Raw genomic sequence first — 23,475 nt, 5'->3', positions numbered from 1 at the left:
TTAGGTGTGACTTAAGTCTGGTATAAATACCCAAAAACGAAAGGCGGAGGTTAAAAAACCTTAGCGGGCAGCTTCGTAAATCCGACGGCTGACGTCGAGCGTAATGTCCTGATGTTCACCCAGTTTCGTACCGCCGTGCGCTTGCAGTTTTTCCAGCAGCGCCGGGATGGAGCTACCGTCCAGACCGTAGTCAGACAAGCGTGTTGGTACGCCCATTTGTTCGAAGAAAGCACGGGTAGCGGCAATGGCGGCATCAATACGCTGGTCTTCGGAACCTTCGGTGATATTCCAGATACGCTCTGCGTATTGCAGCAGTTTGGCACGCTTGGTATCGCGTTTTTCATTCCACAGCGCAGGCAGAACGATGGCCAGCGTTTGCGCATGATCCAGACCATGCATCGCGGTCAGTTCGTGGCCCAGCATATGGGTTGCCCAGTCCTGCGGTACGCCTGCGCCAATCAGGCCGTTCAGCGCCTGGGTTGCCGCCCACATCACGTTCGCACGCACGTTGTAGTTTTCCGGCTCCTGCAAGGCTTTCGGACCTTCTTCGATCAGCGTAAGCAGAATGCCTTCGGCAAAGCGATCCTGAATTTTCCCGTCGACCGGATAAGTTACATACTGCTCAACGGTATGCACGAAGGCATCTACAACGCCGTTCGCAACCTGACGTGGCGGTAGGGTATAGGTGTAAACCGGATCCAGAACGGCAAATACCGGTTGTACAAACGGGGTCATAAAGGCCAGTTTGTCGCCGGTGGTTTTCCGCGAGATGACCGCGCCGGAGTTAGATTCAGAACCGGTGGCGGGCAGGGTTAATACGGAGCCCATCGGGATGGCGCTTTTTACGTCGTTGCCGTGAGTTTCCAGAATACGCCATGGGTCGATGCCGTCAGCGTACTGTGCTGCTGCCGCGATGAATTTGGTGCCGTCCAGTACCGAACCGCCGCCCACTGCCAGCAGGAACGTTACTTTTTCATCACGCACGAGCTTTACCGCATTCATTAGCGTTTCATAAGACGGGTTTGGCTCAATACCGCCAAACTCCAGCACGTCCAGGCCTTTCAGTGCATCCTGAACCTGTGCCAGGACACCGGTTTTTTTCACACTGCCGCCGCCGTAGGTAATCAGTACGCGGGCATCCTGAGGGATTTGGTCGCGCAGCTCTGCAATAGCGCCTTTACCGAACAGAATTCGGGTTGGGGTATGGAGATTAAAATTGTTCATTGCTCGTTCCCTTGTGTGGGTAAAAAAGAGGGCAGGAGAGTGTCTGCCGGATGATGAACATTGTGGTCGCCAGCCGCGCTGCTCTCAATGCTCATTTCTGCCGATGTCTTGCCCATTTCTACAGATTACTGGAGAAAACGGATAAATCTGCGCATTATGTCAGGGTCGCAAACCGATGATGAAATGGTGCTTTATGAACCGTGAAGAGATCTGCCTTCTGCTGACAGATAAAATTAAGCAGCTGAAAAACAATGAAAATAAACTCAGTGCATTGCTGCCAGATGTCCGCCTGCTGCACGGAACGGTGCCAGCGGCGCGCACACCGGTCATGTATCAGCCAGGCATCATATTTCTCTTCTCTGGACATAAAATTGGTTATATCAATGAACGTGTATTTCGTTATGACGCCAATGAATACTTGCTGCTAACCGTACCTTTACCCTTTGAATGTGAAACGTATGCGACACCGGAGGTTCCGTTGGCCGGAATTTATCTGAATGTCGATATCCTGCAATTGCAGGAGCTGTTGATGGACATTGGAGAAGACGAGCTGTTTCAGCCTGCCATGGCGGCCAGTGGAATTAACTCCGCGACGCTTTCAGACGAAATTCTCTGCGCCGCTGAGCGACTGTTGGATGTGATGGAGCGCCCGTTGGATGCGCGTATTCTCGGCAAACAGATCATTCGCGAGATCCTCTACCATGTGCTGACCGGGCCGCGCGGCGGCGCGTTACTTGCGCTGGTCAGTCGTCAGACGCATTTCAGCTTGATAAGCCGGGTGCTGAAGCGGATTGAAACCAAATACACCGAAAATCTCAATGTAGAGCAGCTGGCGGCAGAGGCGAACATGAGCGTGTCGGCGTTTCATCATAATTTTAAAGCGGTGACCAGCACGTCGCCGCTGCAATATCTTAAAAGCTATCGTCTGCATAAAGCGCGGATGATGATGATTCATGACGGGATGAAGGCCAGTGCGGCAGCCATGCGCGTCGGCTATGAGAGCGCATCGCAGTTTAGCCGGGAGTTCAAACGTTTCTTTGGCGTGACGCCGGGGGAAGATGCGGCCAGAATTCGGATGATGCAGGGGAGTTGATTTCTTGTCCGTCTGAAAGGTACACCGTAGGCCTTAAAGCTGCGCGCCATAAGGCAAAATGCCGGAGATTATCCGGCCTACGGATGCGACTCAGGCGCTACAGTATTTTTTTTTAATCACCACGAACAGGGTTCCCAACAGACCTGCGGTTAACAGGGCAATCGGTAGGATCATTAAAAAGGTCATCACCTGATCTTCATGGCGTTTAACGAACGGGATCATGCTCAGCGCGTAGCCAAAGCTGGTGACGACGGTGACCCACAGCAGGCCGCTCAACCAGTTAAAAAACTGGAATCGACGGTTAGGCAACCCTGAAATTCCCGCCATAGTCGGCAGCAAGGTACGTACGAACGCCAGGAAGCGCCCGGCCAGCAGCGCCATCAGGCCGTGTTGGTCAAACATGCAGGTGGCGCGCTGATGATATTTTTCAGGTAATTGCGCCAGCCAGCCTTTTACCGTTCGCGTGTTGCCCAGCCAGCGTCCCTGAATGTAACTGAGCCAGCAGCCCAGGCTGGCGGCGGCGGTCAGAATAGCTATGGTAGGTAAAAAACTCATCACGTCCTGGGCGATCAGCGCTCCAGCCAGTAATAACAGGCTGTCTCCGGGTAAAAAGGAGGCGGGCAGCAGGCCATTTTCTAAAAACAGTGTGGCGAACATGACGAAGTACACCACGCTCACAACGTGTGGATCCGCCAGCGCGGCAAAGTCGTGTTGCCAGAGCGCGGAGACAATATCTTGAATAACTACCATGGACTTTCCTGTGGAACAGCGTTTATGTGTGGATTGTACTCCTGAATTGTCCGGGATGCCTTGATCCCGGACGCAACAATTGCAGACTTTTCCACCAGAAGTGTCTGCATATATGTCCATCTATGGCAATGTTACTCGATTCGGGCAAATCCTGCGGCTAAATCGGCAATCAGATCGTCAACATTCTCTAAACCGATATGCAAACGGATAAGCGTTCCGCTGAAGTCCACCTCGCCTTGCGGACGGATTGCCGCAATGTGCTCCGGCTGGTTGGCGAGAATCAGCGACTCAAAACCGCCCCAGGAGTAGGCCATGCTGAACAGGCTGAAGTGATCCAGATACGCGGCTAACTCTTCATTATTTAGCTTCTTATTCAACACAAAGGAGAATAGCCCGCTGCTGCCGGTAAAATCACGTTTCCAGAATTCATGGCCTTTACTGCCGGGCAGCGCCGGGTGATTAACGCGGGCGACCTGTGAGTGGTTGGACAGCCACTCGGCGACCTTTAAGCTGCTTTCATGATGCTGGCGTAAGCGTACGCTCAGCGTGCGTAATCCACGGCTGGTCATATAGGCGGTATCGGCGTCGAGCATTTGTCCCATCAGATAGGCATTTTCGCGCAGTTGATCCCAGCAACGGGCATTGGATACCGCTGTGCCGACCATGCCGTCGGAATGACCAATCAGGTATTTCGTACCCGCCTGAATCGAGATATCGATACCGAAATCCAGCGCCTTGAACAGCACGCCGGCAGCCCAGGTGTTATCAATTATGATGACTGCATCAGGCGCAACGCTTCTGACGGCGGCTACAATTGCCGGCACATCATGTACCTCCATGGTGACGGAGCCGGGTGATTCCAGAAAGACAACTTTGGTGTTCGGCTGAATGTGCTTCACAATATCGGCACCCACCAGCGGATCAAACCAGCCCGTTGAGACGCCTAGTTTGCCGAGAATTTTGGTGCAGAAGTCCTGGCTGGGTTCATAGGCGGTATTGGTCATCAACACATGATCGCCTTGTTCAACAAAGGCAAGGATGGTGTTGGCAACGGCTGCCGCGCCGCAAGGGAACAACGCGCAGCCCGCGCCGCCTTCCAGTTCGCACATGGCTTCCTGCAGCGAAAAATGCGTCAGGGTTCCACGACGTCCGTAGAAAAGCGCACCGTTAGCACGGTTGCGCGTGGCCTGCTTTTTTGCCTCAACGCTGTCAAACACCAGCGAAGAAGCGCGCTGGATCACGCTATTTACCGAGCCCAGCGTGTACTTTTTACTGCGTCCTGCGTGCACGAGTTTGGTTTCAAGTTGTTTATCTGCCATGGTGTATTACCTGTTTTTATACGTCTGGATGTCTAAACTACCATGAATCAAAGATGACGCATCCTGCAGAAAGGTCATACAGTAGAAAATAATCTCAAAATGCTTCTGGTGACTTTTTTACTGCGTAAGCGCAAGGAAAAGAAACCAAAGGTGCGGCAATATGTAAATAGTAATGAGAACGACTATCAATTCGACGTTGTTTTGATATGATTACGCTTAGATTTTGTGATTTGCGTCCTGGAGATACAGAGTGGGTAATAATTTGATGCAGACGGACCTTTCCGTCTGGGGTATGTATCAGCACGCCGATATCGTGGTTAAGTGCGTGATGATTGGGCTGATTTTAGCGTCAGTGGTCACCTGGGCTATCTTCTTTAGTAAGAGCCTTGAGTTCTTTACTCAGAAACGCCGTCTTAAGCGTGAACAGCAACTGCTGGCGGATGCCCGCTCTTTAGACCAGGCAAACGAGATTGCCGCAGGATTCGATGCTAAAAGCCTTGGCGCACAGTTGATTTATGAAGCGCAGAACGAGCTGGAACTGTCGGAAGGCAGTGACGACAACGAAGGTATTAAAGAGCGCACCGGTTTCCGTCTGGAGCGTCGTGTGGCGGCAGTAGGTCGTCATATGGGACGCGGTAACGGATACCTGGCCACCATCGGGGCAATCTCGCCATTCGTGGGTTTATTCGGTACGGTATGGGGCATCATGAACAGCTTCATCGGGATCGCACAAACCCAAACCACCAACCTGGCCGTTGTTGCGCCGGGTATTGCAGAAGCGCTGTTAGCGACCGCGATTGGTCTGGTTGCGGCGATTCCTGCGGTCGTCATCTACAATATTTTCGCACGTCAGATTGGCAGCTATAAAGCGATGCTGGGCGATGTCGCGGCGCAGGTGCTGTTGCTGCAAAGCCGCGATCTGGACCTGAACGCCAGCGCCTCCGCGCATCCGGTACGTGCTGCGCAGAAATTACGTGTAGGGTAATGTTCCATGGCAATGAGCTTTAATGAAAACCTGGACGATAACGGTGAAATGCATGAAATCAACGTGACGCCGTTTATCGACGTTATGTTGGTTTTATTGATCATCTTTATGGTGGCCGCGCCGCTGGCAACAGTAGATGTGAAGGTGAATCTCCCTGCCTCCACCAGTACGCCGCAGCCGCGTCCCGAAAAACCGGTTTATCTGTCAGTCAAAGCCGATAAAAGTATGTTTATCGGCAACAATCAGGTGACGGATGAAACCATGATTAGCGAGCTCAATACGCTGACAGAAGGGAAGAAAGACACCACAATTTTCTTCCGCGCGGATAAGACCGTCGATTATGAAACCATGATGAAGGTAATGGACTCGCTGCATCAGGCGGGTTTCCTGAAGATTGGTCTGGTCGGTGAAGAGACCGTGAAAGCGAAGTAACTTTCTCGCCGGGTAGTGGTTTTCACCTACCCGGCCTGCTTATCCTGATTCCACGCCCCACAAACCTGTTCTTATCTGTTTTCATCTAACGCGACCGTGGTTATCCTGGTCGGTTCGTAGCTGCCTTCGGACAGCTTGCGCGTCAGGCGTAAGGTGGCCGTTTCTCGCGCGAGTATATGCTGGTAGGTGCTCTCCAGCCGGGCCATGATTTTATCCCGCAGTTCGGGTTGTTGGGCTATGATGGCCTCAATCGCGGCGCCATAGATCTCTTCTTTCGCCTGTAGCGCATAAATTTCACGGCGATTTTGCCATTTCATCCGCACCAGCGCGGCGGGTATAGAAACCATTTCCTGGGCAACGCTTTCCAGTGTTGCGTTTTTATTGGCAATCAGGATGGCTAAATTCTGCTTTAAGACAAACTCATCACTTTTATGGTCATCTAAAGCCAAATAAACATTATTATCCTCAACATCTTTCATTTTATTTCTCTTCCAGAGAATAAAAAATAGGATCGCTGGATTCGCGGGTAATTAAATTAAGCCAAATTTTATTGCCTTGCTCATTAATGATGGCTGTTTTTTCGGTCAAAATTTCACTTAATTCTTGTGCGTTAATGTCGCCTTCTGCTTGCAATGAATTGAGCAAGCGCGTGAATGACTCAATCTTTGCCGCGCAAAACAAACGCTCTTTTAAATGACGGTCGCTCTCTTCAAACAACATATTGCGCGCCTGGCCGGTCGCTGTAGCGCTGATCAAAATATCTGCTTCATAATCGCTTAATGTTCTCTTTCCCTGAGTCAAATTTTCACTGTTTTCTGTGGGGAAGGTATTAGTCGATGTTTGAGATAAATGATAATGCGCGGGAACAAGATGCTCGGGAAGCATGTTGAAATATCCTTTGATGCCAATACTGTATTGTTTTTAATATGTCAGGCTGCGTTGACAATAGCATGGCGTAATTTTAAAATCAAAAAAAATGGAGCCAGTATATGAACAGTATATTTTATTCTGTTATTACCCTGCTATTGCTTACCTGCGGGGTGCTTTTGTTGATGCGCAGCGCAAATAAAAACCGCTATGCAGAAAATGGTAACGCTGGACACCAGCCGGAAATCTTGAGTAAAGAAGAGGGTGAAGATCATTTTTCTGTATTGATGAATTCGATTACCCCGGTATGGTATTGGCGGGTTAATCACGAATATATCGATTTTATCCACTCGACGATCAAACGGATGACGATGGCGGAGCTGAATGAGACGCCTGGCTTATTTGATGCGCAGCGGCGCTGTAGCGACCTTAACTCTGCGGTGTATAAATATTACGACAATATAAAAAAACGCTGTCTCAGCGGCGAGAAGGTCTCGCATGCCGATCTGGATGTGCTCAACTTACGTCAGTGCTTCAGGGAGTTCAGCCTGGAGGCTTACCCTGCGCTCGTCGCGCTGGTGTGGCCGGAATACCAGCGTCCACAGCTCAAAGCAGAAGAAGTATAAGGTCATGGCGCGTTACCATGGCCGGGTAGATCTACATGGCTACCCGGCACGGAGTGACGAACGGCTATTTGTCAGATGAGGCTTGCCACAGGTTCAGCTCGCCATCAGCGACGTGTTTATCGATCTGCGCCAGTTCTTCGGCGCTGAACGTCAGATTAGCCAATGCCTGAACGTTTTCTTCCAGTTGCTCCGGTCGGCTGGCGCCAATTAATACCGAAGTGACCCGGTTGTCTTTTAGCAGCCAGCTTAAAGCCATTTGCGCCATCGACTGTCCGCGCTGTTGCGCCATCTCATTGAGCAAACGCAGGCTGCTAAGGTTTTCTTCCGTCAGCATATTTTCTGTTAGCCCACGGACTTTTTTCCCTTCACGCTGCATACGTGAACCTTCCGGGATGCCGTTGAGGTATTTCCCCGTCAGCAGTCCCTGGGCCAGCGGCGTAAAGGCAATACAGCCCATGCCGTTAGCTTCCAGCGTATCCAGCAAGCCACTGCTGTCTACCCAGCGATTAAGCAGGTTGTAAGAGGGTTGGTGGATAAGAAGTGGAATTTTCCATTCCCGCAGCAGTTCGGCCATCTTTTGCGTTCGTTCCGGGGAATAGGATGAGATGCCGACATACAGCGCTTTACCGCTTTGCACCGCATGGGCCAGCGCTGAGGCGGTCTCTTCCATTGGCGTATTTTCGTCCACGCGGTGCGAGTAGAAGATATCGACATAGTCGAGACCCATGCGTTGCAGACTCTGGTCGAGGCTGGCAAGCAGGTATTTACGCGAACCGCCAGAACCGTACGGCCCTGGCCACATGTCGTAGCCTGCCTTGGTGGAGATGATCAACTCATCTCGGTATTGTGCAAAATCCTCGCGCAGTAAACGGCCAAAATTCTCTTCTGCGCTGCCTGGGGGCGGCCCATAGTTATTGGCCAAATCAAAATGGGTGATGCCTAAATCAAAGGCTTTACGCAGCAGGGCGCGCTGTGACTCCAGCGCCTGAACGTGCCCAAAACTGTGCCACAAACCCAGCGACAGCGCGGGTAAGCGTAAACCGCTGCGTCCACAGTAGCGATAGAGCATCTGCTCGTAACGTTCAGGATTGGCAAACCAGGCCATGAGATCTCCTTAGTGCAGGTGAATTTCGAAACAGCGTTTCTATTCTAGCGGGTTCTCGGTGAATATTCCGTTCACAGGTCACACTGGGATGAAAAACTGGGCAGAATTCGTTATGCGAGTTATTGAAGGAGACCCGCGTGTGAAGGCTATATATCTCCCTGCGTTAATCACGGCTTTCATAATGATCTGACCTCTCATTATGATAATACTGACTCTGATTTCTCTTGGGAGCGCACTCTTGCAGGGTTTAATAAATATTTACGATAAAAAACAAAGCATTATTAAATAATTTAGGTGAGTTATCTGAATAATAATGCTAGCTAATTTCATTAGCATTCATGTTGATATCATCTGGAGAGATATGGCCTGGACTTAAGAAAGTAAAAAAATAAAGAACGCATTATATCTTCTCTACCGCCTGCCGATAACAAGGATAAGTATCGCCTGATGGCGAATTCCTCATCAACGGCAAGGAAATTATTATGGGTTTGCTGAAAAACTTCACTATTCGTATTGTCATGTTGGCAATACTGGGACTTTTTTGCCTGCTGTGGTCGGGCGTGGGTTTATTCAGTCTTCATTCTTTATCAAAAATATCAGAAGGGAATGATATTGACCGTCATCTCGTCCATCAGATGACTGTTCTCAGCCAGGGTAACGATCAGTATTTTCGTTTTGTGACGCGGTTAAGTCGCGCAATGGATGTCAAAATGAGCGGCGGAACGCCGGATTTTGCGCCAGCGCAACAGTCCCTGGACAATATGAGTAAAAAACTCCAGGAGATGAAAACATTGTCTCCCGGCCCCATGGATCCGGAAGTCGCCGCGGCGGTGCTGACCAAGTGGCAGGCGCTGCTGGATAACGGCGTTATCCCACAAATGCAACTGGCTCAGCAGGGCACGCTCACGGCCTTTGCGGAGCATGCCAGCACCGTTACGCCAGCCTTGAGCCGTGAATTTGGCGCCAGTGCTGAGCGTTTTAACACCACTGCGGGTGAAAGGCTCGATACCACCCGTGTTATGGTCGATGGCAAAACGTCTATCATCCGGACGCTAATTATCACCGCCGTAATCCTCGGTATTGCGCTCCTGTTCTTTACCGACCGCTACCTCGTCGCCATGATGGTGAAACCTCTGGGACGTATTCGCCAACAATTTCAACAAATTGCGCAGGGCGATCTCAGCCATTCTATTGAAGATTTTGGTCGTAACTGCGTGGGCCAACTGGTGCCGTTACTGTGCGCGATGCAGGACAGCCTGCGCGAAGCCGTGAGTACCATTCGTTCTGGTAGTGACAATATCTGGCGAGGAGCGACGGAAATTTCCACCGGTAATAACGACCTCTCCTCACGTACTGAAGAGCAGGCTGCGGCGCTGGAAGAGACCGCAGCCAGCATGGAGCAACTGACCGCAACGGTAAAACTGAACGCCGAAAATGCGCGTGAGGCCAGCCAACTGGCCGATACGGCGACAGAAACGGCAGGTAAAGGCAGCTCGTTGGTTTCAGAAGTGGTTGAGACCATGGACGGCATTGCCGCCAGTTCTAAACAGATCGCGGAAATTACCTCTGTGATTAACAGCATTGCTTTCCAGACCAATATTCTGGCGCTTAACGCGGCGGTTGAAGCGGCCAGAGCGGGCGAGCAGGGGCGCGGTTTTGCCGTGGTTGCCGGTGAGGTGCGTAATCTTGCCAGCCGTAGCGCCGGAGCAGCCAAAGAGATTGAGACGCTGATCGGCGAATCGTCGCGTCGTGTCGATCAGGGTGCTCGTCTGGTTAAAGAGACTGGATTAACGATGGAGGCGATTCTGCGCGGCGCGACAGAAGTCACCACCATCATGAAACAAATCGCCTCTGCTTCGGAAGAACAGAACAAAGGCATCTCACAGGTAAGCGTGGCGATCACGCAGATGGACAGCGTTACGCAACAGAACGCCGCGCTGGTCGAACAGGTTTCCGCCGCGGCAGTCGCGCTGGAACGGCAAACGGAAGATCTGCAACGTTCGGTGCAACAGTTCCGTCTATCAGCTAACGACGTGCAATACACTGCCACTGCGACCGCTTCCCCTTCAGCAGAACGCAAAACCTCTGCAACAGCTAAAACGGATGACTGGGTGTCGTTTTAAGCTGGCACAAAAAAGTCCCTGATACCTCTGGTCTTTGCTTAAAAAATCGCTATATAATTTATTATATAGCGATTGGGGGTTATGCATGGACAACCATTTTGGTAAAGGCCTGATGGCCGGATTAAACGCGGAAAATGCGGATAGCGCACGCTCGGTGGCGCATTTTTGCGCGGATTATAAACGCGGTTTTGTACTGGGGTTTTCACATCGAATGTTTGAAAAAACAGGCGATCGACAGCTCAGCGCGTGGGAAGCGGGCATCCTGACGCGTCGCTATGGACTGGATAAGGAGATGGTGATGGATTTCTTTAAAGAGAACCAGTCCAGTACAACAATTCGCTTTTTCATGGCCGGCTATCGGCTCGAAGCTTGATCCGAAAGGGGTATTATCTTGCTTTAATTAATTACACTATTGACCTACGCCTTCGTTTTGTTGCTCCGTCGAAGTATTATATCGCACATAACCATATAAAAAGTGTGGTAAATGGCGCGCCGATCGCAATATGCAACATGCGAATGGTGCAAAATAAAAAGCCAGGTCTTCGCAACGGAATAACTATAAAATGACTGGAGATAACTCTCTCATCAATTCGAGCGGCATCAATCGCCGCGATTTCATGAAGCTTTGTGCAGCACTGGCCGCCACCATGGGGCTCAGTAGCAAAGCCGCCGCAGAAATGGCCGAATCAGTTTCCCGCCCTCAGCGCCCACCGGTTATCTGGATTGGTGCTCAGGAGTGTACGGGTTGTACTGAATCGCTGCTTCGCGCGACACACCCTACAGTGGAAAACCTCGTCCTGGAGACAATCTCTCTGGAATACCATGAGGTACTCTCTGCCGCCTTCGGCCATCAGGTTGAAGAGAACAAACATAACGCTCTGGAGAAGTACAAAGGGCAATATGTTTTGGTTGTAGATGGTTCTATCCCACTGAAAGATAATGGTATTTACTGCATGGTTGCCGGTGAGCCGATCGTGGATCATATCCGCCGGGCCGCTGAAGGCGCAGCCGCTATCATTGCCATTGGCTCTTGCGCCGCGTGGGGTGGTGTTGCTGCCGCTGGCGTTAACCCAACGGGTGCAGTCGGCTTGCAGGAAGTTCTGCCAGGCAAAACCATCATCAACATTCCCGGCTGTCCGCCGAACCCGCATAACTTCCTGGCAACGGTCGCACATATCATCACTTACGGTAAGCCGCCGAAGCTGGATACCAAAAACCGTCCAACATTCGCCTATGGCCGTTTGATTCACGAACATTGCGAGCGTCGCCCGCACTTCGATGCTGGCCGCTTTGCGAAAGAGTTTGGCGATGAAGGCCACCGTGAAGGCTGGTGTCTCTACCATCTGGGCTGTAAAGGACCCGAAACCTACGGCAACTGCTCAACGCTGCAATTCTGCGATGTTGGCGGCGTGTGGCCGGTGGCTATCGGTCACCCTTGCTACGGCTGTAACGAAGAAGGCGTTGGTTTCCATAAAGGTATTCACCAGCTTGCTCATGTGGAAAACCAAACCCCGCGCTCCGAGAAACCTGATGTCAACATGAAAGAAGGTGGCAATGTCTCTGCCGGCGCGATTGGACTGCTTGGTGGCGTGGTAGGGCTGGTCGCCGGCGTCAGCGTGATGGCGGTTCGTGAACTGGGTCGTCAGCAGAAGAAAGATAACGCTGACTCACGGGGAGAATAACCGTGAACAGACGTAACTTTATTAAAGCAGCCTCCAGCGGGGCATTGCTGTTGGGCGCTGCGCCGTCCATCAGCCATGCGGCTGCAGAAAACCGTCCGCCGATCCCGGGTTCTCTTGGGATGCTCTATGACTCGACGCTATGCGTGGGCTGCCAGGCCTGTGTCACCAAGTGTCAGGACATCAACTTTCCGGCGCGTAACCCGGAAGGCGAGCAGACCTGGTCAAACAACGACAAGCTGTCGCCGTATACCAATAACATCATCCAGGTGTGGCGTAGCGGAACAGGCGTTAACAAAGACCAGGAAGAAAATGGCTACGCATACATTAAGAAACAGTGCATGCACTGTGTCGATCCGAACTGCGTCTCCGTTTGCCCGGTCTCCGCACTGAAGAAAGATCCGAAAACCGGCATCGTCCACTATGACAAAGATGTCTGCACAGGTTGCCGCTATTGCATGGTCGCCTGTCCGTACAACGTGCCTAAGTACGACTACAACAACCCGTTTGGCGCGCTTCACAAATGTGAACTGTGTAACCAGAAAGGTGTTGAGCGTCTGGATAAAGGCGGTTTACCGGGTTGTGTTGAAGTGTGTCCTGCCGGGGCGGTGATTTTTGGTACGCGTGAAGAGCTGATGGCTGAGGCGAAAAAACGTCTCGCGCTGAAGCCTGGCAGCGAATACCACTATCCGCGTCAGACGGTGAAAGCGGGCGATACCTATCTGCATACGGTACCGAAGTACTACCCACACCTGTACGGTGAGAAGGAAGGTGGTGGTACGCAGGTGATGGTGCTGACGGGTGTTCCTTACGAGGATTTGGATCTGCCAAAACTGGATGATCTTTCAACCGGTGCGCGTTCTGAACATGTTCAACATTCCCTGTATAAGGGCATGATATTACCCCTGGCTGCGCTGGCGGGCTTAACCGTGCTGGTTCGTCGTAACACGAAAAACGACCATCACGACGGAGGAGACGATCATGAGTCATGATCCTAAACCGCTGGGCGGAAAAATAATCAGCAAACCGGTCATTATTTTTGGGCCGTTAATCGTCCTGTGTATGCTCCTGATCGTGAAACGTCTGGTCTTCGGATTGGGTTCAGTCTCCGATCTGAACGGCGGTTTCCCATGGGGTGTATGGATCGCGTTTGACCTGTTGATTGGTACTGGCTTCGCGTGTGGCGGTTGGGCGCTGGCGTGGGCGGTGTATGTTTTCAACAGAGGGCAATACCATCCGTTGGTGCGTCCGGCGCTGCTGGCAAGCCTGTTTGGCTACTCGCTGGGTGGTCTGTCGATCACCATTGACGTCGGTCGTTACTGGAACCTGCCGTATTTCTACATTCCAGGTCACTTCAACGTGAACTCGGTATTGTTCGAAACGGCGGTCTGTATGACCATCTATATCGGCGTCATGGCGCTGGAATTTGCTCCGGCTCTGTTTGAACGTTTGGGGTGGAAAGTCTCCCTCAAGCGTTTGAATAAAGTGATGTTCTTTATTATCGCTCTCGGCGCGCTGCTGCCAACCATGCACCAGTCTTCAATGGGGTCATTGATGATTTCTGCGGGTTATAAGGTGCATCCGCTATGGCAAGCGTATGAAATGTTGCCGCTTTTCTCCGTATTAACCGCCTTTATTATGGGTTTCTCGATCGTCATCTTTGAAGGCTCACTGGTCCAAGCCGGTCTGAAAGGTAACGGTCCGGACGAGAAAAGCTTGTTCATCAAGCTGACGAATACCATCAGCATATTGCTGGCGATTTTCGTGGTTCTGCGCTTTGGCGAGTTGATCTATCGCGACAAACTGTCCTATGCGTTTGCAGGCGATCTTTACTCCGTAATGTTCTGGATTGAAGTCGTACTGATGGTCTTCCCGCTGGTGGTGCTGCGCGTCACTAAGCTGCGTAATGACTCACGCATGCTGTATCTGTCCGCGCTGAGCGCATTGCTGGGTTGTGCAACATGGCGTCTGTCCTATTCGCTGGTGGCGTTCAATCCTGGTGGTGGCTACCACTACTTCCCAACCTGGGAAGAACTGTTGATTTCTATTGGTTTTGTGGCTATTGAGATTTGTGCATACATCGTACTCATTCGTCTACTGCCGATACTTCCTCCTTTAAAACAAAACGATCAAAATCGTCATGAGGCGAGCAAAGCATGAGCCAGAGAATTACTATTGATCCGGTAACCCGTATTGAGGGTCATTTACGCATCGACTGCGAAATTGAAAATGGCGTGGTATCTAAAGCATGGGCTTCCGGTACCATGTGGCGCGGCATGGAAGAGATCGTGAAAAACCGCGATCCGCGCGATGCCTGGATGATTGTTCAGCGTATCTGTGGCGTTTGTACTACCACTCACGCTATCTCTTCCGTTCGTGCAGCAGAAAGCGCGCTGAATATTGATGTTCCGGTGAACGCACAGTACATCCGTAACATCATTCTGGCCGCGCACACCACGCATGACCACATTGTTCACTTCTATCAGCTCTCGGCGCTGGACTGGGTGGACATCACCTCGGCGCTGAAAGCCGATCCAGCGAAAGCGTCCGCGATGCTGAACGGTGTGTCCTCCTGGCACCTGAACAGTACGGAAGAGTTCACCAAGGTTCAGAATAAGATCAAAGATCTTGTCGCCAGCGGTCAGTTAGGCATTTTTGCCAACGGTTGCTGGGGTCATCCGGCAATGCAGTTGCCGCCGGAAGTGAACCTGATTGCGGTTGCACACTACCTGCAGGCGCTGGAATGCCAGCGTGATGCCAACCGCGTTGTCGCGCTGTTGGGCGGTAAAACGCCGCACATCCAGAACCTGGCGGTAGGTGGGGTTGCTAACCCAATTAACCTCGACGGCCTCGGCGTGCTGAACCTTGAGCGCCTGATGTACATCAAGTCCTTCATCGATAAGCTGAGCGACTTTGTTGAGCAGGTTTACAAAGTTGATACCGCGGTTATCGCTGCGTTCTACCCTGAGTGGCTGGAACGCGGTCAGGGTGCGGTTAACTACCTGAGCGCGCCGGAATTCCCGACTGACGGTAAAAACGGCAGCTTCCTGTTCCCGGGTGGTTACATCACCAATGAAGATCTGTCGACCTATCGTCCGATCACTTCTCACTCCGATGAATACCTGATCAAAGGGATTCAGGAGAGTGCGAAACACGCGTGGTACAAAGACGAAGCGCCGCAGGCTCCGTGGGAAGGTACAACGGTTCCGGATTACACCGGCTGGTCTGATGACGGCAAATACTCCTGGGTTAAAGCGCCGACCTTCTACGGTAAAACGGTTGAAGTGGGGCCGCTGGCCAACATGCTGTGTAAACTGGCGGCCAAACGCGAGTCTACTCATGCCAAGCTGAATGAAATCATCGCGATTTACACCAAGCTGACCGGCAAAACCATCGAAGTGTCGCAACTGCACTCAACGCTGGGCCGTATCATTGGCCGTACCGTTCACTGCTGTGAACTGCAGAACGTTCTGCAGGATCAGTACAACGCGCTGATTGTGAACATTGGTAAAGGCGACCACACCACCTTCGTGAAACCGGATATTCCGGCAACGGGCGAATTTAAAGGCGTTGGTTTCCTCGAAGCGCCGCGCGGTATGCTGTCTCACTGGATGGTGATTAAAGACGGTATTATCAGCAACTACCAGGCGGTTGTTCCGTCAACCTGGAACTCAGGCCCACGTAACTTCAACGATGAAGTCGGACCGTACGAGCGCTCGCTGGTAGGCACGCCAATCGCCGATCCAAACAAACCGCTGGAAGTGGTTCGTACCATTCACTCCTTCGATCCTTGTATGTCATGTGCGGTGCATGTGGTGGACGTTGACGGGAACGAAGTGGTCTCAGTTAAGGTTCTGTAATGCGGATATTAGTCTTAGGGGTCGGCAATATTTTGCTGACCGACGAAGCCATCGGGGTGCGTATCGTTGAGGCGTTAGAGCAACGGTACATCCTGCCAGACTTTGTTGATGTTCTGGACGGTGGTACGGCTGGGATGGAGCTTCTCGGCGATATGGCGAACAGGGATCATCTGATCATTGCTGACGCCATAGTGTCGAAGAAAAACACGCCGGGAACGATGATGGTCCTGCGGGATGAAGAGATTCCGGCGCTGTTTACGAACAAAATCTCACCGCACCAGCTTGGCCTGGCCGACGTATTGTCGGCCCTGCGTTTCACCGGCGAGTTTCCGAAAAAGCTGACGTTAGTCGGTGTTATTCCGGAATCGCTGGAACCGCATATCGGGCTAACGCCGACGGTTGAAGCCATGATTGAACCTGCGCTTGAGCAGGTTCTTGCCGCGCTTCGCGAATCAGGCGTTGAAGCGATCCCTCGGGAGGCGGCTCATGTCTGAGGAGTTTGTCGGTTTTCAGACGGCCCCGAAGACGCAAATTCAGGCGGCGTTTGAAGAGATTGCCCGGCGTTCAATGCACGATCTTTCCTTCCTGCATCCGAATATGCCGGTGTATGTCTCTGATTTTACGCTGTTTGAAGGTCAGTGGACGGGGTGTGTTATCACACCCTGGATGCTCAGCGCACTGATTTTCCCCGGACCGGACCAGATCTGGCCGGTGCGTAAAGTCAGCGAAAAAATCGGGTTGCGTCTGCCGTATGGCGAAATGACCTTTACCGTGGGTGAACTGGAGGGCGTATCGCAATACCTCTCTTGTTCGCTGATGTCGCCGCTTTCGCACAGCATGTCGGCACAAGAAGGTGTCCGTCTGGCTGATGATTGCGCGCGCATGCTGTTATCGCTGCCGGTGAGCGATCCGAATGCGCCGCAGCTAAATCGCCGCGCGCTGCTGCTGGGTCGTCGGAACTGCGAAAATGCATGAGCTGTCCCTTTGTCAGAGCGCGGTTGAGATTGTTCAACAGCAGGCAGAGCAGCACGGTGTCAAACGCGTAACCGGCGTTTGGCTGGAAATTGGCGCACTCTCCTGCGTTGAGGAGAGTGCCGTCCGTTTCAGTTTCGACATCGTCTGTCAGGGGACGCTGGCACAGGGTTGTGAGCTGCATATTGATTACAAACCAGCCCAGGCGTGGTGCTGGGATTGCAGTCAGGTTGTGGAAATCACCCAGCATGATGCGCAATGTCCACTATGTCAGGGCGATCGTCTGCGGGTTGATGCTGGCGATTCACTGAAAGTGAAAAGTATTGAAGTCGAATAACCCATAGATTGCTATGGGGCGGAGTCAGATATGTGTATTGGAGTCCCTGGTCAGGTTCTGGCCGTTGGTGAAGATATTCACCAGCTTGCGCAGGTTGAAGTGTGCGGCATCAAACGTGATGTCAATATTGCCCTGATTTGTGAAGGTGATACAGCTGAGCTGGTCGGGCAATGGGTGCTGGTGCACGTAGGGTTCGCCATGAGCATCATTGATGAAGATGAAGCTAAAGCCACGTTAGACGCACTTCGCCGTATGGAGTACGACGTCACCAGCGCGTGATTTTATGCCGGATGGCGGCGCAAACGCCTTATCCGGCCTACGGCATGACATCTTTGTAGGCCTGATAAGACGCCCCGGCGTCGCCATCAGGCATTTTAAGCCTGGCGCTTATCTTCGGTATTGGTATCGAAGTCGCTGGCGTCATGGCGTTCATGAAGCTGTTCGTTCAGCGGCCCGTTGGTACGGTTTACAATACGGCCACGCTTAACCGCCGGACGCGCTGCAATCTCTTTTGCCCAGCGCTGCACGTGTTTGTAGCTTCCTGCGTCAAGGAACTCTGCCGCGTCGTACACGTTGCCCAGAACCACATTGCCAAACCACGGCCAGACCGCCATATCGGCAATAGTGTATTCATCTCCGGCCACAAACTGATGCTGCGCTAATTGCTTATCCAGCACGTCGAGCAGGCGCTTGGCTTCCATTGTGAAGCGATTAATAGCGTACTCAATTTTTACCGGCGCATAGTTATAGAAGTGACCAAAACCACCGCCGAGGAAGGGGGCCGCACCCTGTAGCCAGAACAACCAGTTCAGCGTTTCAGTACGTTTAGCCAATTCCTGCGGCAGGAAGTAACCATATTTTTCCGCCAGATAGAGCAGGATTGCGCCAGACTCGAAAACGCGAACCGGCGGATTTTGCGAGTGATCGCGCAGCGCAGGGATCTTCGAGTTCGGATTCACCTCAACAAAGCCGCTGGAAAACTGATCGCCATCGCCAATACGGATAATCCATGCATCGTATTCCGCGCCCTTGACGCCCTGCGCCAGCAGTTCCTCCAGCATAATCGTCACTTTCTGCCCGTTTGGTGTACCCAGCGAATAGAGCTGCAGCGGATGTTTGCCGACCGGCAGCGTTTTCTCATGGGTGGCGCCGGAAACCGGGCGGTTGATATTGGCGAATGCGCCGCCGTTCGATTTTTCCCACGTCCAGACTTTCGCGGGCTGATAGGTATTGTCTGACATGTTGACCTGCCTTCTGAGTGGTTGTGTTGATGCAGTGTAGCAGTTAGGGAAAACTCAATTTAACAGATTGGGACTTTATGTCGCTTTGTGCTGAAAGGGGAAGATAAATCTAACCCGTTCATTGTAGCCGGGCCGTACTCCATGAAGAGGAAATCAATGTTGGACGGAAATTGCTACCGTATTCACCATCAAAAATTGGCGGTGAATAAGCAGTAATAATGAAAAATGGTGTTCCAGGAGTAAGCGATTATCAGGGCCCGGCGGGTGGGTGGGGCGCGGTAAAAGCCGTCACTGCTTCGGTATTTTCGCAAAAGGCTATCGCCCGCGACATTATCGCAATGTTCAAAATGAACCAGGTGAAAGGGTTCGATTGTCCGGGTTGTGCGTGGCCGGACCCTGGACATCGTGCGCCAATGGAGCTGTGCGAAAATGGCGTGAAGGCGGTCTCCTGGGAGACAACCAGCAAGAAAGCGTCCCCGGAATTTTTCAGCCGTCATCCGGTTTCCACGCTCTGGCACTACAGCGATTATGAACTGGAAAACATTGGTCGTTTGACGCATCCAATGAAATACGATGCAGCGTCAGACACCTGGCAGGCGGTGGATTGGGATATCGCCTTCCACGACATCGGTGAGCGTCTGCGCAGCTATGACTTAGCGGAACAGGTTGAGTTTTACACCTCCGGCAGAACCTCAAATGAGGCGGCATTTCTGTATCAGCTGTTTGCCCGCGAGTATGGCAGTAACAATTTCCCTGATTGCTCAAACATGTGCCACGGTCCTACCAGCACAGGATTAACGCAGGCCATTGGCCTTGGGAAAGGGACCGTTGAACTGGACGACTTTGACCACTGCGATCTGGTCATTTGTATCGGACATAACCCCGGCACTAACCATCCGCGCATGCTGACCACTTTACGCGAGGTAGCCAAACGCGGAGCCAAAATTATCTCCATCAATCCGCTGAACGAAAGGGGGCTTGAGCGCTTTAGCTTCCCGCAAAGCCCAAAAGAAATGTTTGGCGGCCAGGCCACGGAGCTAAGCAGCGATTACTATCAGGTTAAAATAGGCGGTGACGCCTCGCTGCTCAAAGGCATAATGAAAGCGCTGATCGAAATGGATGAAGCGCGGATCTTACTGGATCGACAGCCCTGCCTCGATCATGCTTTTATTCATCAGCATACCGAGGGTTATTCGGCGCTGTATGACGATTTACGCCAGTGTAGCTGGGCAGAACTGGAACAGGACTCCGGACTGACGCGCAGTCAGATGGAGGATCTGGCACACAGCTATAACAAATCCCGCGCCACCATTATTTGTTACGGGTTGGGGATTACCCAGCATAAAAACGGCACCGGGAACGTTCAGCAACTGGTAAACCTGCTGCTGCTGAAAGGCAATATGGGGAAACCGGGCGCGGGGATCTGCCCGTTGCGCGGTCATTCTAACGTGCAGGGCGATCGTTCCGTGGGTATCAATGAAGCGGCGTCCGAAGAGTTCCTGCAACGCCTTGAGGCGCATTTTGCTATCAGCGTGCCGCGCAAGCATGGCCGCTCCAGCGTGGAGAGTATCCGGGCCATCGAACGGGGAGAGGCAAAAGCGCTCATTTGCATGGGGGGTAATCTGGCGGTGGCGATGCCGCAGCCGCAGCGTACTTTTGCGGCGATGAAAAATCTGGATCTGCAGGTCCATGTTGCGACCAAGCTGAACAGATCGCATTTGCTGCTGGCAAAACATAACTACCTGCTGCCCGCGTTAGGGCGAACGGAACGTGACATTCAGGCGACGGGGATCCAGTCGGTGACCGTCGAAGACTCGATGTCGATGGTTCACGCCTCCTGCGGCGCGCTGAAACCGGCTTCCCGCTGGCTAAAATCGGAACCTGCTATTGTCGCTGGTATCGCTCGCGCCACGCTACCTCTTTCACCAATCAACTGGGAAGCGTTAATCGGAGACTATGCGTTGATCCGTGACGCCATTGCCGCCGTGATCCCGGCGTTCCGTGATTATAACGCACGTATTGCCGAGCCGGGCGGATTTCGCATAGATACGCCCGCCTCGCGACGTGAATGGCGAACGCCGAATGGCAAAGCCAACTTTATCGTCAGCCATCAGCAAGCGGTGGAGCGGGAAAATCAACCTGCCGATGCGTTAGTTCTGGCGACGCTGCGTAGTCACGATCAGTACAACACCACTATCTATGGCATGAACGATCGCTATCGTGGCATTACCGGTCGGCGTGATGTGGTGTTTTTAAGCGCCGAAGAAGCGGCGGCTCGCGGTCTGAGCCAGGGCGATGTGGTCAACGTTCAGGCGCTGGACGACAACGGCCAGCCCTGTGCGGAACGTGTTATGCACGGTTTAACGGTGGTGATTTACAACATGGCGGCAGGCTCTGTTGGCGCTTATCTGCCTGAAGCGAATGTCCTGCTTTCGCTGGATGCGGTAGACACACAGAGTTTGACTCCGGCGTACAAAAGCGTACCGGTCACCCTGAAAAAAGCGTAGTTCCTGCTGTGAATTTTTCGCCTCTGAGCGCCAGCCGCTGCGTTGAGGTGTATGATGATGTTGACCTCTGTCCGGTTAGTGTCGCAGAGCAGGCAATCAGAGCGATAAATTCACGCCAACCTGCTCAGGCTGTATTGTTTTGAGGTAAGGTGCATGAGCAAAGGAACGACCAGTCAGGATGCCCCATTCGGGACATTATTGGGCTACGCCCCAGGCGGCGTAGCAATCTACTCTTCAGATTACAGCTCCCTCGACCCACGGGACTACGACGATGACGCGGCATTTCGCAGCTATATCGACGACGAATATATGGGCCACAAATGGCAGTGCGTAGAGTTTGCCCGCCGTTTTCTCTTCCTGAACTATGGCATGGTTTTCACCGATGTGGGCATGGCATGGGAGATCTTCTCCTTACGCTTCCTGCGTGAAGTGGTGAATGACAATATCCTGCCGTTACAGGCATTTCCGAATGGTTCACCCCGTGCGCCAGTTGCAGGTGCTCTGCTTATCTGGCAGAAAGGCGGCGAATTTAAAGACACCGGCCATGTGGCGGTAGTCACCCAATTGCTGGAAAACAAAATCCGCATTGCCGAACAGAACGTGATCCACACGCCGCTGCCTCCCGGACAGCAGTGGACCCGCGAACTGGAAATGGTGGTTGAAAACGGTTGTTATACCCTGCGTGATACCTTTGACGACACCACCATCCTTGGTTGGATGATCCAGACCGATGATACCCGTGACAGCCTGCCGCAGCCGGAGATCGCCAATGACTCACTGAAAATTAGCGGCGCGCGACTGGAAAATAGTGGCCAGTTCGACGGTAAATGGCTGGATGAGCAGGATCCGCTGCAAAAAGCCTACGTGCTGGCGAACGGTCACGTCATTAATCAGGATCCGCATCAGTATTTCACCATTACCGAGAGCGCGGAGCAGGAGCTGATTAAAGCCACCAACGAACTGCACCTGATGTATCTACACGCGACCGACAAAGTGCTCAAAGACGACAACCTGCTCGCGCTTTTCGACATCCCGAAAATCCTCTGGCCGCGTCTGCGTCTTTCCTGGCAGCGTCGTCGGCATCATATGATCACGGGGCGTATGGATTTCTGTATGGATGAACGCGGACTGAAGGTATATGAGTACAACGCCGATTCCGCATCCTGTCATACCGAAGCCGGTTTGATCCTCGAAAGATGGGCCGAGCGGGGCTACACAGGACAGGGACATAACCCGGCTGAAGGATTGATCAACGAACTGGCTGGCGCCTGGAAACACAGCCGCGCGCGTCCTTTTGTCCACATCATGCAGGATAAGGATATTGAGGAAAACTATCACGCGCAGTTTATGCAGCAGGCGCTGCGTCAGGCCGGGTTTGACAGCAAAATTCTGCGTGGCCTCGATGAGCTACGTTGGGATGACGCCGGTCAGTTGATTGACGGTGATGGTCGCCTGGTGAACTGCGTCTGGAAAACCTGGGCGTGGGAAACCGCGATAGAGCAGGTGCGAGAGGTCAGCGAAACGGAGTATGCCGCAGTGCCCATCCGTACCGGGCATACCAATCAGGAAGTGCGTTTGATAGACGTGCTACTACGCCCGGAAGTGCTGGTCTTCGAGCCTCTGTGGACGGTGATCCCTGGCAACAAAGCGATTCTGCCGATCCTGTGGCAATTGTTCCCGCACCATCGCTATCTGCTTGATACTGATTTCACTGTTAATGAAGAGCTGGCGCGAACCGGTTATGCAGTGAAACCTATTGCAGGACGTTGTGGCAGCAACATCGATCTGGTGAGCCACCAGGAAGAGCTCCTGGATAAAACCAGCGGTAAGTTTGCTGAACAGAAGAACATTTATCAGCAGCTTTGGTGTCTGCCGAAGGTTGCCGGTAAATATATTCAGGTTTGTACCTTCACCGTAGGCGGTAACTACGGCGGAACCTGTCTGCGCGGCGACGAGTCGCTGGTAATTAAAAAAGAGAGCGATATTGAGCCACTGATTGTGGTGAAGGAAGCGTAATCTTTCTTCATGTCCAGAAATGAGGTGCGAAAAGCCGGAGTATATCTTCGGCTTTTTTTATTTATAGTTAAATTGATTCCGATTATATTTTAATAAACACCGTGGCATATATTTATAATGATAATTATTTATTTTGGTAATGTTTCTTAATAAGAATACATTTATTCAGTGAATGCATTTAACATTAATTAATTCCTGTGGCTTGTATTAGATAAAGAGCTTCTTGATCTCTTTTTTAAATAAATAATTATAATGTGTTATTTGGTTGATTGGTGATATTGATCATGTTTTCACTTGGATAATATATCGGATTACGTCGCTATACTAATTATAATCATT

The 23,475-nt window shown here is 52.1% G+C and carries 23 protein-coding genes; 16 read left to right on the top strand and 7 right to left on the bottom strand.

Going from position 1 to position 23,475, the window contains the following annotated elements; all coding sequences use genetic code 11:
- Positions 1–60: 60 nt before the first annotated feature.
- Positions 61–1,224 carry an alcohol dehydrogenase gene (yqhD, locus tag FOB24_RS21375; protein ID WP_038633876.1) on the bottom strand — a complete coding sequence of 388 codons (1,164 nt, stop codon included), beginning with the start codon at positions 1,222–1,224 and terminating at the stop codon, positions 61–63.
- Positions 1,225–1,417: 193 nt separating this feature from the next.
- Between yqhD and FOB24_RS21370 the strand changes: the two genes are divergently transcribed.
- Complete coding sequence (locus FOB24_RS21370; protein WP_139815576.1) at positions 1,418–2,317, top strand: AraC family transcriptional regulator; 900 nt, start codon at positions 1,418–1,420, stop codon at positions 2,315–2,317.
- A 90-nt stretch (positions 2,318–2,407) separates the two neighbouring features.
- On the opposite strand, the gene yghB is transcribed toward FOB24_RS21370, so the two are convergent.
- Together yghB and metC are read right to left on the bottom strand one after the other, a co-directional pair.
- A complete protein-coding gene (gene yghB, locus FOB24_RS21365; protein ID WP_003024510.1) occupies positions 2,408–3,067 on the bottom strand; it encodes a DedA family general envelope maintenance protein YghB in 660 nt (219 codons plus the stop codon).
- A 131-nt stretch (positions 3,068–3,198) separates the two neighbouring features.
- Positions 3,199–4,386, bottom strand: coding sequence for a cystathionine beta-lyase (gene metC / locus FOB24_RS21360; RefSeq protein WP_150345431.1), 1,188 nt, complete (start codon positions 4,384–4,386; stop codon positions 3,199–3,201).
- A gap of 250 nt (positions 4,387–4,636) precedes the next feature.
- Here metC and exbB point away from each other — a divergent pair, with 250 nt between their 5' ends.
- The gene (gene exbB, locus FOB24_RS21355) at positions 4,637–5,371 is read left to right on the top strand and encodes a tol-pal system-associated acyl-CoA thioesterase (protein WP_061382446.1); all 735 of its coding nucleotides are present in this window, start codon (positions 4,637–4,639) and stop codon (positions 5,369–5,371) included.
- Between the two features lie 6 nt (positions 5,372–5,377).
- A complete protein-coding gene (gene exbD, locus FOB24_RS21350) occupies positions 5,378–5,803 on the top strand; it encodes a TonB system transport protein ExbD (protein WP_038633864.1) in 426 nt (141 codons plus the stop codon).
- A 71-nt stretch (positions 5,804–5,874) separates the two neighbouring features.
- On the opposite strand, the gene FOB24_RS21345 is transcribed toward exbD, so the two are convergent.
- Together FOB24_RS21345 and FOB24_RS21340 are read right to left on the bottom strand one after the other, a co-directional pair.
- Positions 5,875–6,282 carry a hypothetical protein gene (locus FOB24_RS21345; protein WP_038633861.1) on the bottom strand — a complete coding sequence of 136 codons (408 nt, stop codon included), beginning with the start codon at positions 6,280–6,282 and terminating at the stop codon, positions 5,875–5,877.
- Position 6,283: 1 nt separating this feature from the next.
- A complete protein-coding gene (locus FOB24_RS21340) occupies positions 6,284–6,688 on the bottom strand; it encodes a hypothetical protein (protein WP_085048736.1) in 405 nt (134 codons plus the stop codon).
- 104 nt (positions 6,689–6,792) lie between these two features.
- Here FOB24_RS21340 and FOB24_RS21335 point away from each other — a divergent pair, with 104 nt between their 5' ends.
- A complete protein-coding gene (locus FOB24_RS21335) occupies positions 6,793–7,296 on the top strand; it encodes an ESA_00282 family adhesion-associated protein (RefSeq protein WP_150345430.1) in 504 nt (167 codons plus the stop codon).
- A gap of 64 nt (positions 7,297–7,360) precedes the next feature.
- Here the strand turns inward: FOB24_RS21335 and FOB24_RS21330 are convergent, their stop codons facing one another.
- On the bottom strand, positions 7,361–8,401 hold the full coding sequence (locus tag FOB24_RS21330; RefSeq protein ID WP_042310975.1) for an aldo/keto reductase: 1,041 nt from the start codon (positions 8,399–8,401) through the stop codon (positions 7,361–7,363).
- 482 nt (positions 8,402–8,883) lie between these two features.
- On the opposite strand from FOB24_RS21330, the gene FOB24_RS21320 reads away from it, so the two are divergent.
- The 10 genes from FOB24_RS21320 to hybG all read left to right on the top strand — a co-directional run bounded on the left by FOB24_RS21320 (position 8,884) and on the right by hybG (position 17,651).
- Complete coding sequence (locus FOB24_RS21320) at positions 8,884–10,524, top strand: methyl-accepting chemotaxis protein (protein ID WP_038633848.1); 1,641 nt, start codon at positions 8,884–8,886, stop codon at positions 10,522–10,524.
- Between the two features lie 85 nt (positions 10,525–10,609).
- Positions 10,610–10,897 (top strand): DUF2623 family protein, encoded by a 288-nt coding sequence (locus FOB24_RS21315; protein ID WP_038633845.1) that lies wholly within the window; start codon positions 10,610–10,612, stop codon positions 10,895–10,897.
- A gap of 190 nt (positions 10,898–11,087) precedes the next feature.
- Positions 11,088–12,206 (top strand): hydrogenase 2 small subunit, encoded by a 1,119-nt coding sequence (gene hybO, locus FOB24_RS21310; RefSeq protein ID WP_003024486.1) that lies wholly within the window; start codon positions 11,088–11,090, stop codon positions 12,204–12,206.
- A gap of 2 nt (positions 12,207–12,208) precedes the next feature.
- Positions 12,209–13,195, top strand: a complete 987-nt coding sequence (hybA, locus tag FOB24_RS21305) for a hydrogenase 2 operon protein HybA (protein WP_003828357.1) — start codon at positions 12,209–12,211, stop codon at positions 13,193–13,195.
- The gene (gene hybB, locus FOB24_RS21300) at positions 13,185–14,363 is read left to right on the top strand and encodes a Ni/Fe-hydrogenase cytochrome b subunit (protein ID WP_038633842.1); all 1,179 of its coding nucleotides are present in this window, start codon (positions 13,185–13,187) and stop codon (positions 14,361–14,363) included. Before hybA ends, hybB begins: the two co-directional genes overlap by 11 nt.
- Positions 14,360–16,063, top strand: a complete 1,704-nt coding sequence (gene hybC, locus FOB24_RS21295) for a hydrogenase 2 large subunit (protein ID WP_038633838.1) — start codon at positions 14,360–14,362, stop codon at positions 16,061–16,063. The genes hybB and hybC overlap by 4 nt, the downstream gene beginning before the upstream one ends.
- The gene (locus FOB24_RS21290; protein WP_032944999.1) at positions 16,063–16,557 is read left to right on the top strand and encodes a HyaD/HybD family hydrogenase maturation endopeptidase; all 495 of its coding nucleotides are present in this window, start codon (positions 16,063–16,065) and stop codon (positions 16,555–16,557) included. The genes hybC and FOB24_RS21290 overlap by 1 nt, the downstream gene beginning before the upstream one ends.
- Positions 16,550–17,038 carry a hydrogenase-2 assembly chaperone gene (gene hybE, locus FOB24_RS21285; RefSeq protein WP_038633834.1) on the top strand — a complete coding sequence of 163 codons (489 nt, stop codon included), beginning with the start codon at positions 16,550–16,552 and terminating at the stop codon, positions 17,036–17,038. The genes FOB24_RS21290 and hybE overlap by 8 nt, the downstream gene beginning before the upstream one ends.
- On the top strand, positions 17,031–17,372 hold the full coding sequence (hypA, locus tag FOB24_RS21280) for a hydrogenase maturation nickel metallochaperone HypA (RefSeq protein WP_003828349.1): 342 nt from the start codon (positions 17,031–17,033) through the stop codon (positions 17,370–17,372). The genes hybE and hypA overlap by 8 nt, the downstream gene beginning before the upstream one ends.
- A gap of 30 nt (positions 17,373–17,402) precedes the next feature.
- A complete protein-coding gene (hybG, locus tag FOB24_RS21275; RefSeq protein WP_003024459.1) occupies positions 17,403–17,651 on the top strand; it encodes a hydrogenase maturation factor HybG in 249 nt (82 codons plus the stop codon).
- A gap of 95 nt (positions 17,652–17,746) precedes the next feature.
- Here hybG and yghU read toward each other — a convergent pair whose 3' ends face one another.
- Entirely contained in the window at positions 17,747–18,613 is an 867-nt protein-coding gene (yghU, locus tag FOB24_RS21270; RefSeq protein WP_150345429.1) for a glutathione-dependent disulfide-bond oxidoreductase, read from the bottom strand.
- 218 nt (positions 18,614–18,831) lie between these two features.
- Here yghU and FOB24_RS21265 point away from each other — a divergent pair, with 218 nt between their 5' ends.
- Both FOB24_RS21265 and gss read left to right on the top strand, forming a co-directional pair.
- Positions 18,832–21,120, top strand: coding sequence for an FdhF/YdeP family oxidoreductase (locus FOB24_RS21265; protein WP_150345428.1), 2,289 nt, complete (start codon positions 18,832–18,834; stop codon positions 21,118–21,120).
- A gap of 153 nt (positions 21,121–21,273) precedes the next feature.
- Positions 21,274–23,136, top strand: a complete 1,863-nt coding sequence (gene gss / locus FOB24_RS21260) for a bifunctional glutathionylspermidine amidase/synthase (protein WP_121529545.1) — start codon at positions 21,274–21,276, stop codon at positions 23,134–23,136.
- Positions 23,137–23,475 lie beyond the last annotated feature (339 nt).

The organism is Citrobacter werkmanii (assembly GCF_008693645.1).
GTDB lineage: Bacteria > Pseudomonadota > Gammaproteobacteria > Enterobacterales > Enterobacteriaceae > Citrobacter > Citrobacter werkmanii.
This window is presented reverse-complemented; position numbering and strand designations above follow the sequence as displayed.

Bases quoted from the DNA above. Each gene is read 5' to 3' on its own strand.
- FOB24_RS21330 (WP_042310975.1), bottom strand. From the start codon at position 8,401: ATGGCCTGGTTTGCCAATCCTGAACGTTACGAGCAGATGCTCTATCGC.
- yqhD (WP_038633876.1), bottom strand. From the start codon at position 1,224: ATGAACAATTTTAATCTCCATACCCCAACCCGAATTCTGTTCGGTAAA.
- FOB24_RS21370 (WP_139815576.1), top strand. From the start codon at position 1,418: ATGAACCGTGAAGAGATCTGCCTTCTGCTGACAGATAAAATTAAGCAG.
- FOB24_RS21345 (WP_038633861.1), bottom strand. From the start codon at position 6,282: ATGAAAGATGTTGAGGATAATAATGTTTATTTGGCTTTAGATGACCAT.
- FOB24_RS21315 (WP_038633845.1), top strand. From the start codon at position 10,610: ATGGACAACCATTTTGGTAAAGGCCTGATGGCCGGATTAAACGCGGAA.
- metC (WP_150345431.1), bottom strand. From the start codon at position 4,386: ATGGCAGATAAACAACTTGAAACCAAACTCGTGCACGCAGGACGCAGT.
- FOB24_RS21290 (WP_032944999.1), top strand. From the start codon at position 16,063: ATGCGGATATTAGTCTTAGGGGTCGGCAATATTTTGCTGACCGACGAA.
- hybE (WP_038633834.1), top strand. From the start codon at position 16,550: ATGTCTGAGGAGTTTGTCGGTTTTCAGACGGCCCCGAAGACGCAAATT.
- hybO (WP_003024486.1), top strand. From the start codon at position 11,088: ATGACTGGAGATAACTCTCTCATCAATTCGAGCGGCATCAATCGCCGC.
- FOB24_RS21335 (WP_150345430.1), top strand. From the start codon at position 6,793: ATGAACAGTATATTTTATTCTGTTATTACCCTGCTATTGCTTACCTGC.
- hybC (WP_038633838.1), top strand. From the start codon at position 14,360: ATGAGCCAGAGAATTACTATTGATCCGGTAACCCGTATTGAGGGTCAT.
- exbD (WP_038633864.1), top strand. From the start codon at position 5,378: ATGGCAATGAGCTTTAATGAAAACCTGGACGATAACGGTGAAATGCAT.
- FOB24_RS21320 (WP_038633848.1), top strand. From the start codon at position 8,884: ATGGGTTTGCTGAAAAACTTCACTATTCGTATTGTCATGTTGGCAATA.
- FOB24_RS21340 (WP_085048736.1), bottom strand. From the start codon at position 6,688: ATGCTTCCCGAGCATCTTGTTCCCGCGCATTATCATTTATCTCAAACA.
- hypA (WP_003828349.1), top strand. From the start codon at position 17,031: ATGCATGAGCTGTCCCTTTGTCAGAGCGCGGTTGAGATTGTTCAACAG.
- yghU (WP_150345429.1), bottom strand. From the start codon at position 18,613: ATGTCAGACAATACCTATCAGCCCGCGAAAGTCTGGACGTGGGAAAAA.
- hybG (WP_003024459.1), top strand. From the start codon at position 17,403: ATGTGTATTGGAGTCCCTGGTCAGGTTCTGGCCGTTGGTGAAGATATT.
- hybB (WP_038633842.1), top strand. From the start codon at position 13,185: ATGAGTCATGATCCTAAACCGCTGGGCGGAAAAATAATCAGCAAACCG.
- gss (WP_121529545.1), top strand. From the start codon at position 21,274: ATGAGCAAAGGAACGACCAGTCAGGATGCCCCATTCGGGACATTATTG.
- yghB (WP_003024510.1), bottom strand. From the start codon at position 3,067: ATGGTAGTTATTCAAGATATTGTCTCCGCGCTCTGGCAACACGACTTT.
- FOB24_RS21265 (WP_150345428.1), top strand. From the start codon at position 18,832: ATGAAAAATGGTGTTCCAGGAGTAAGCGATTATCAGGGCCCGGCGGGT.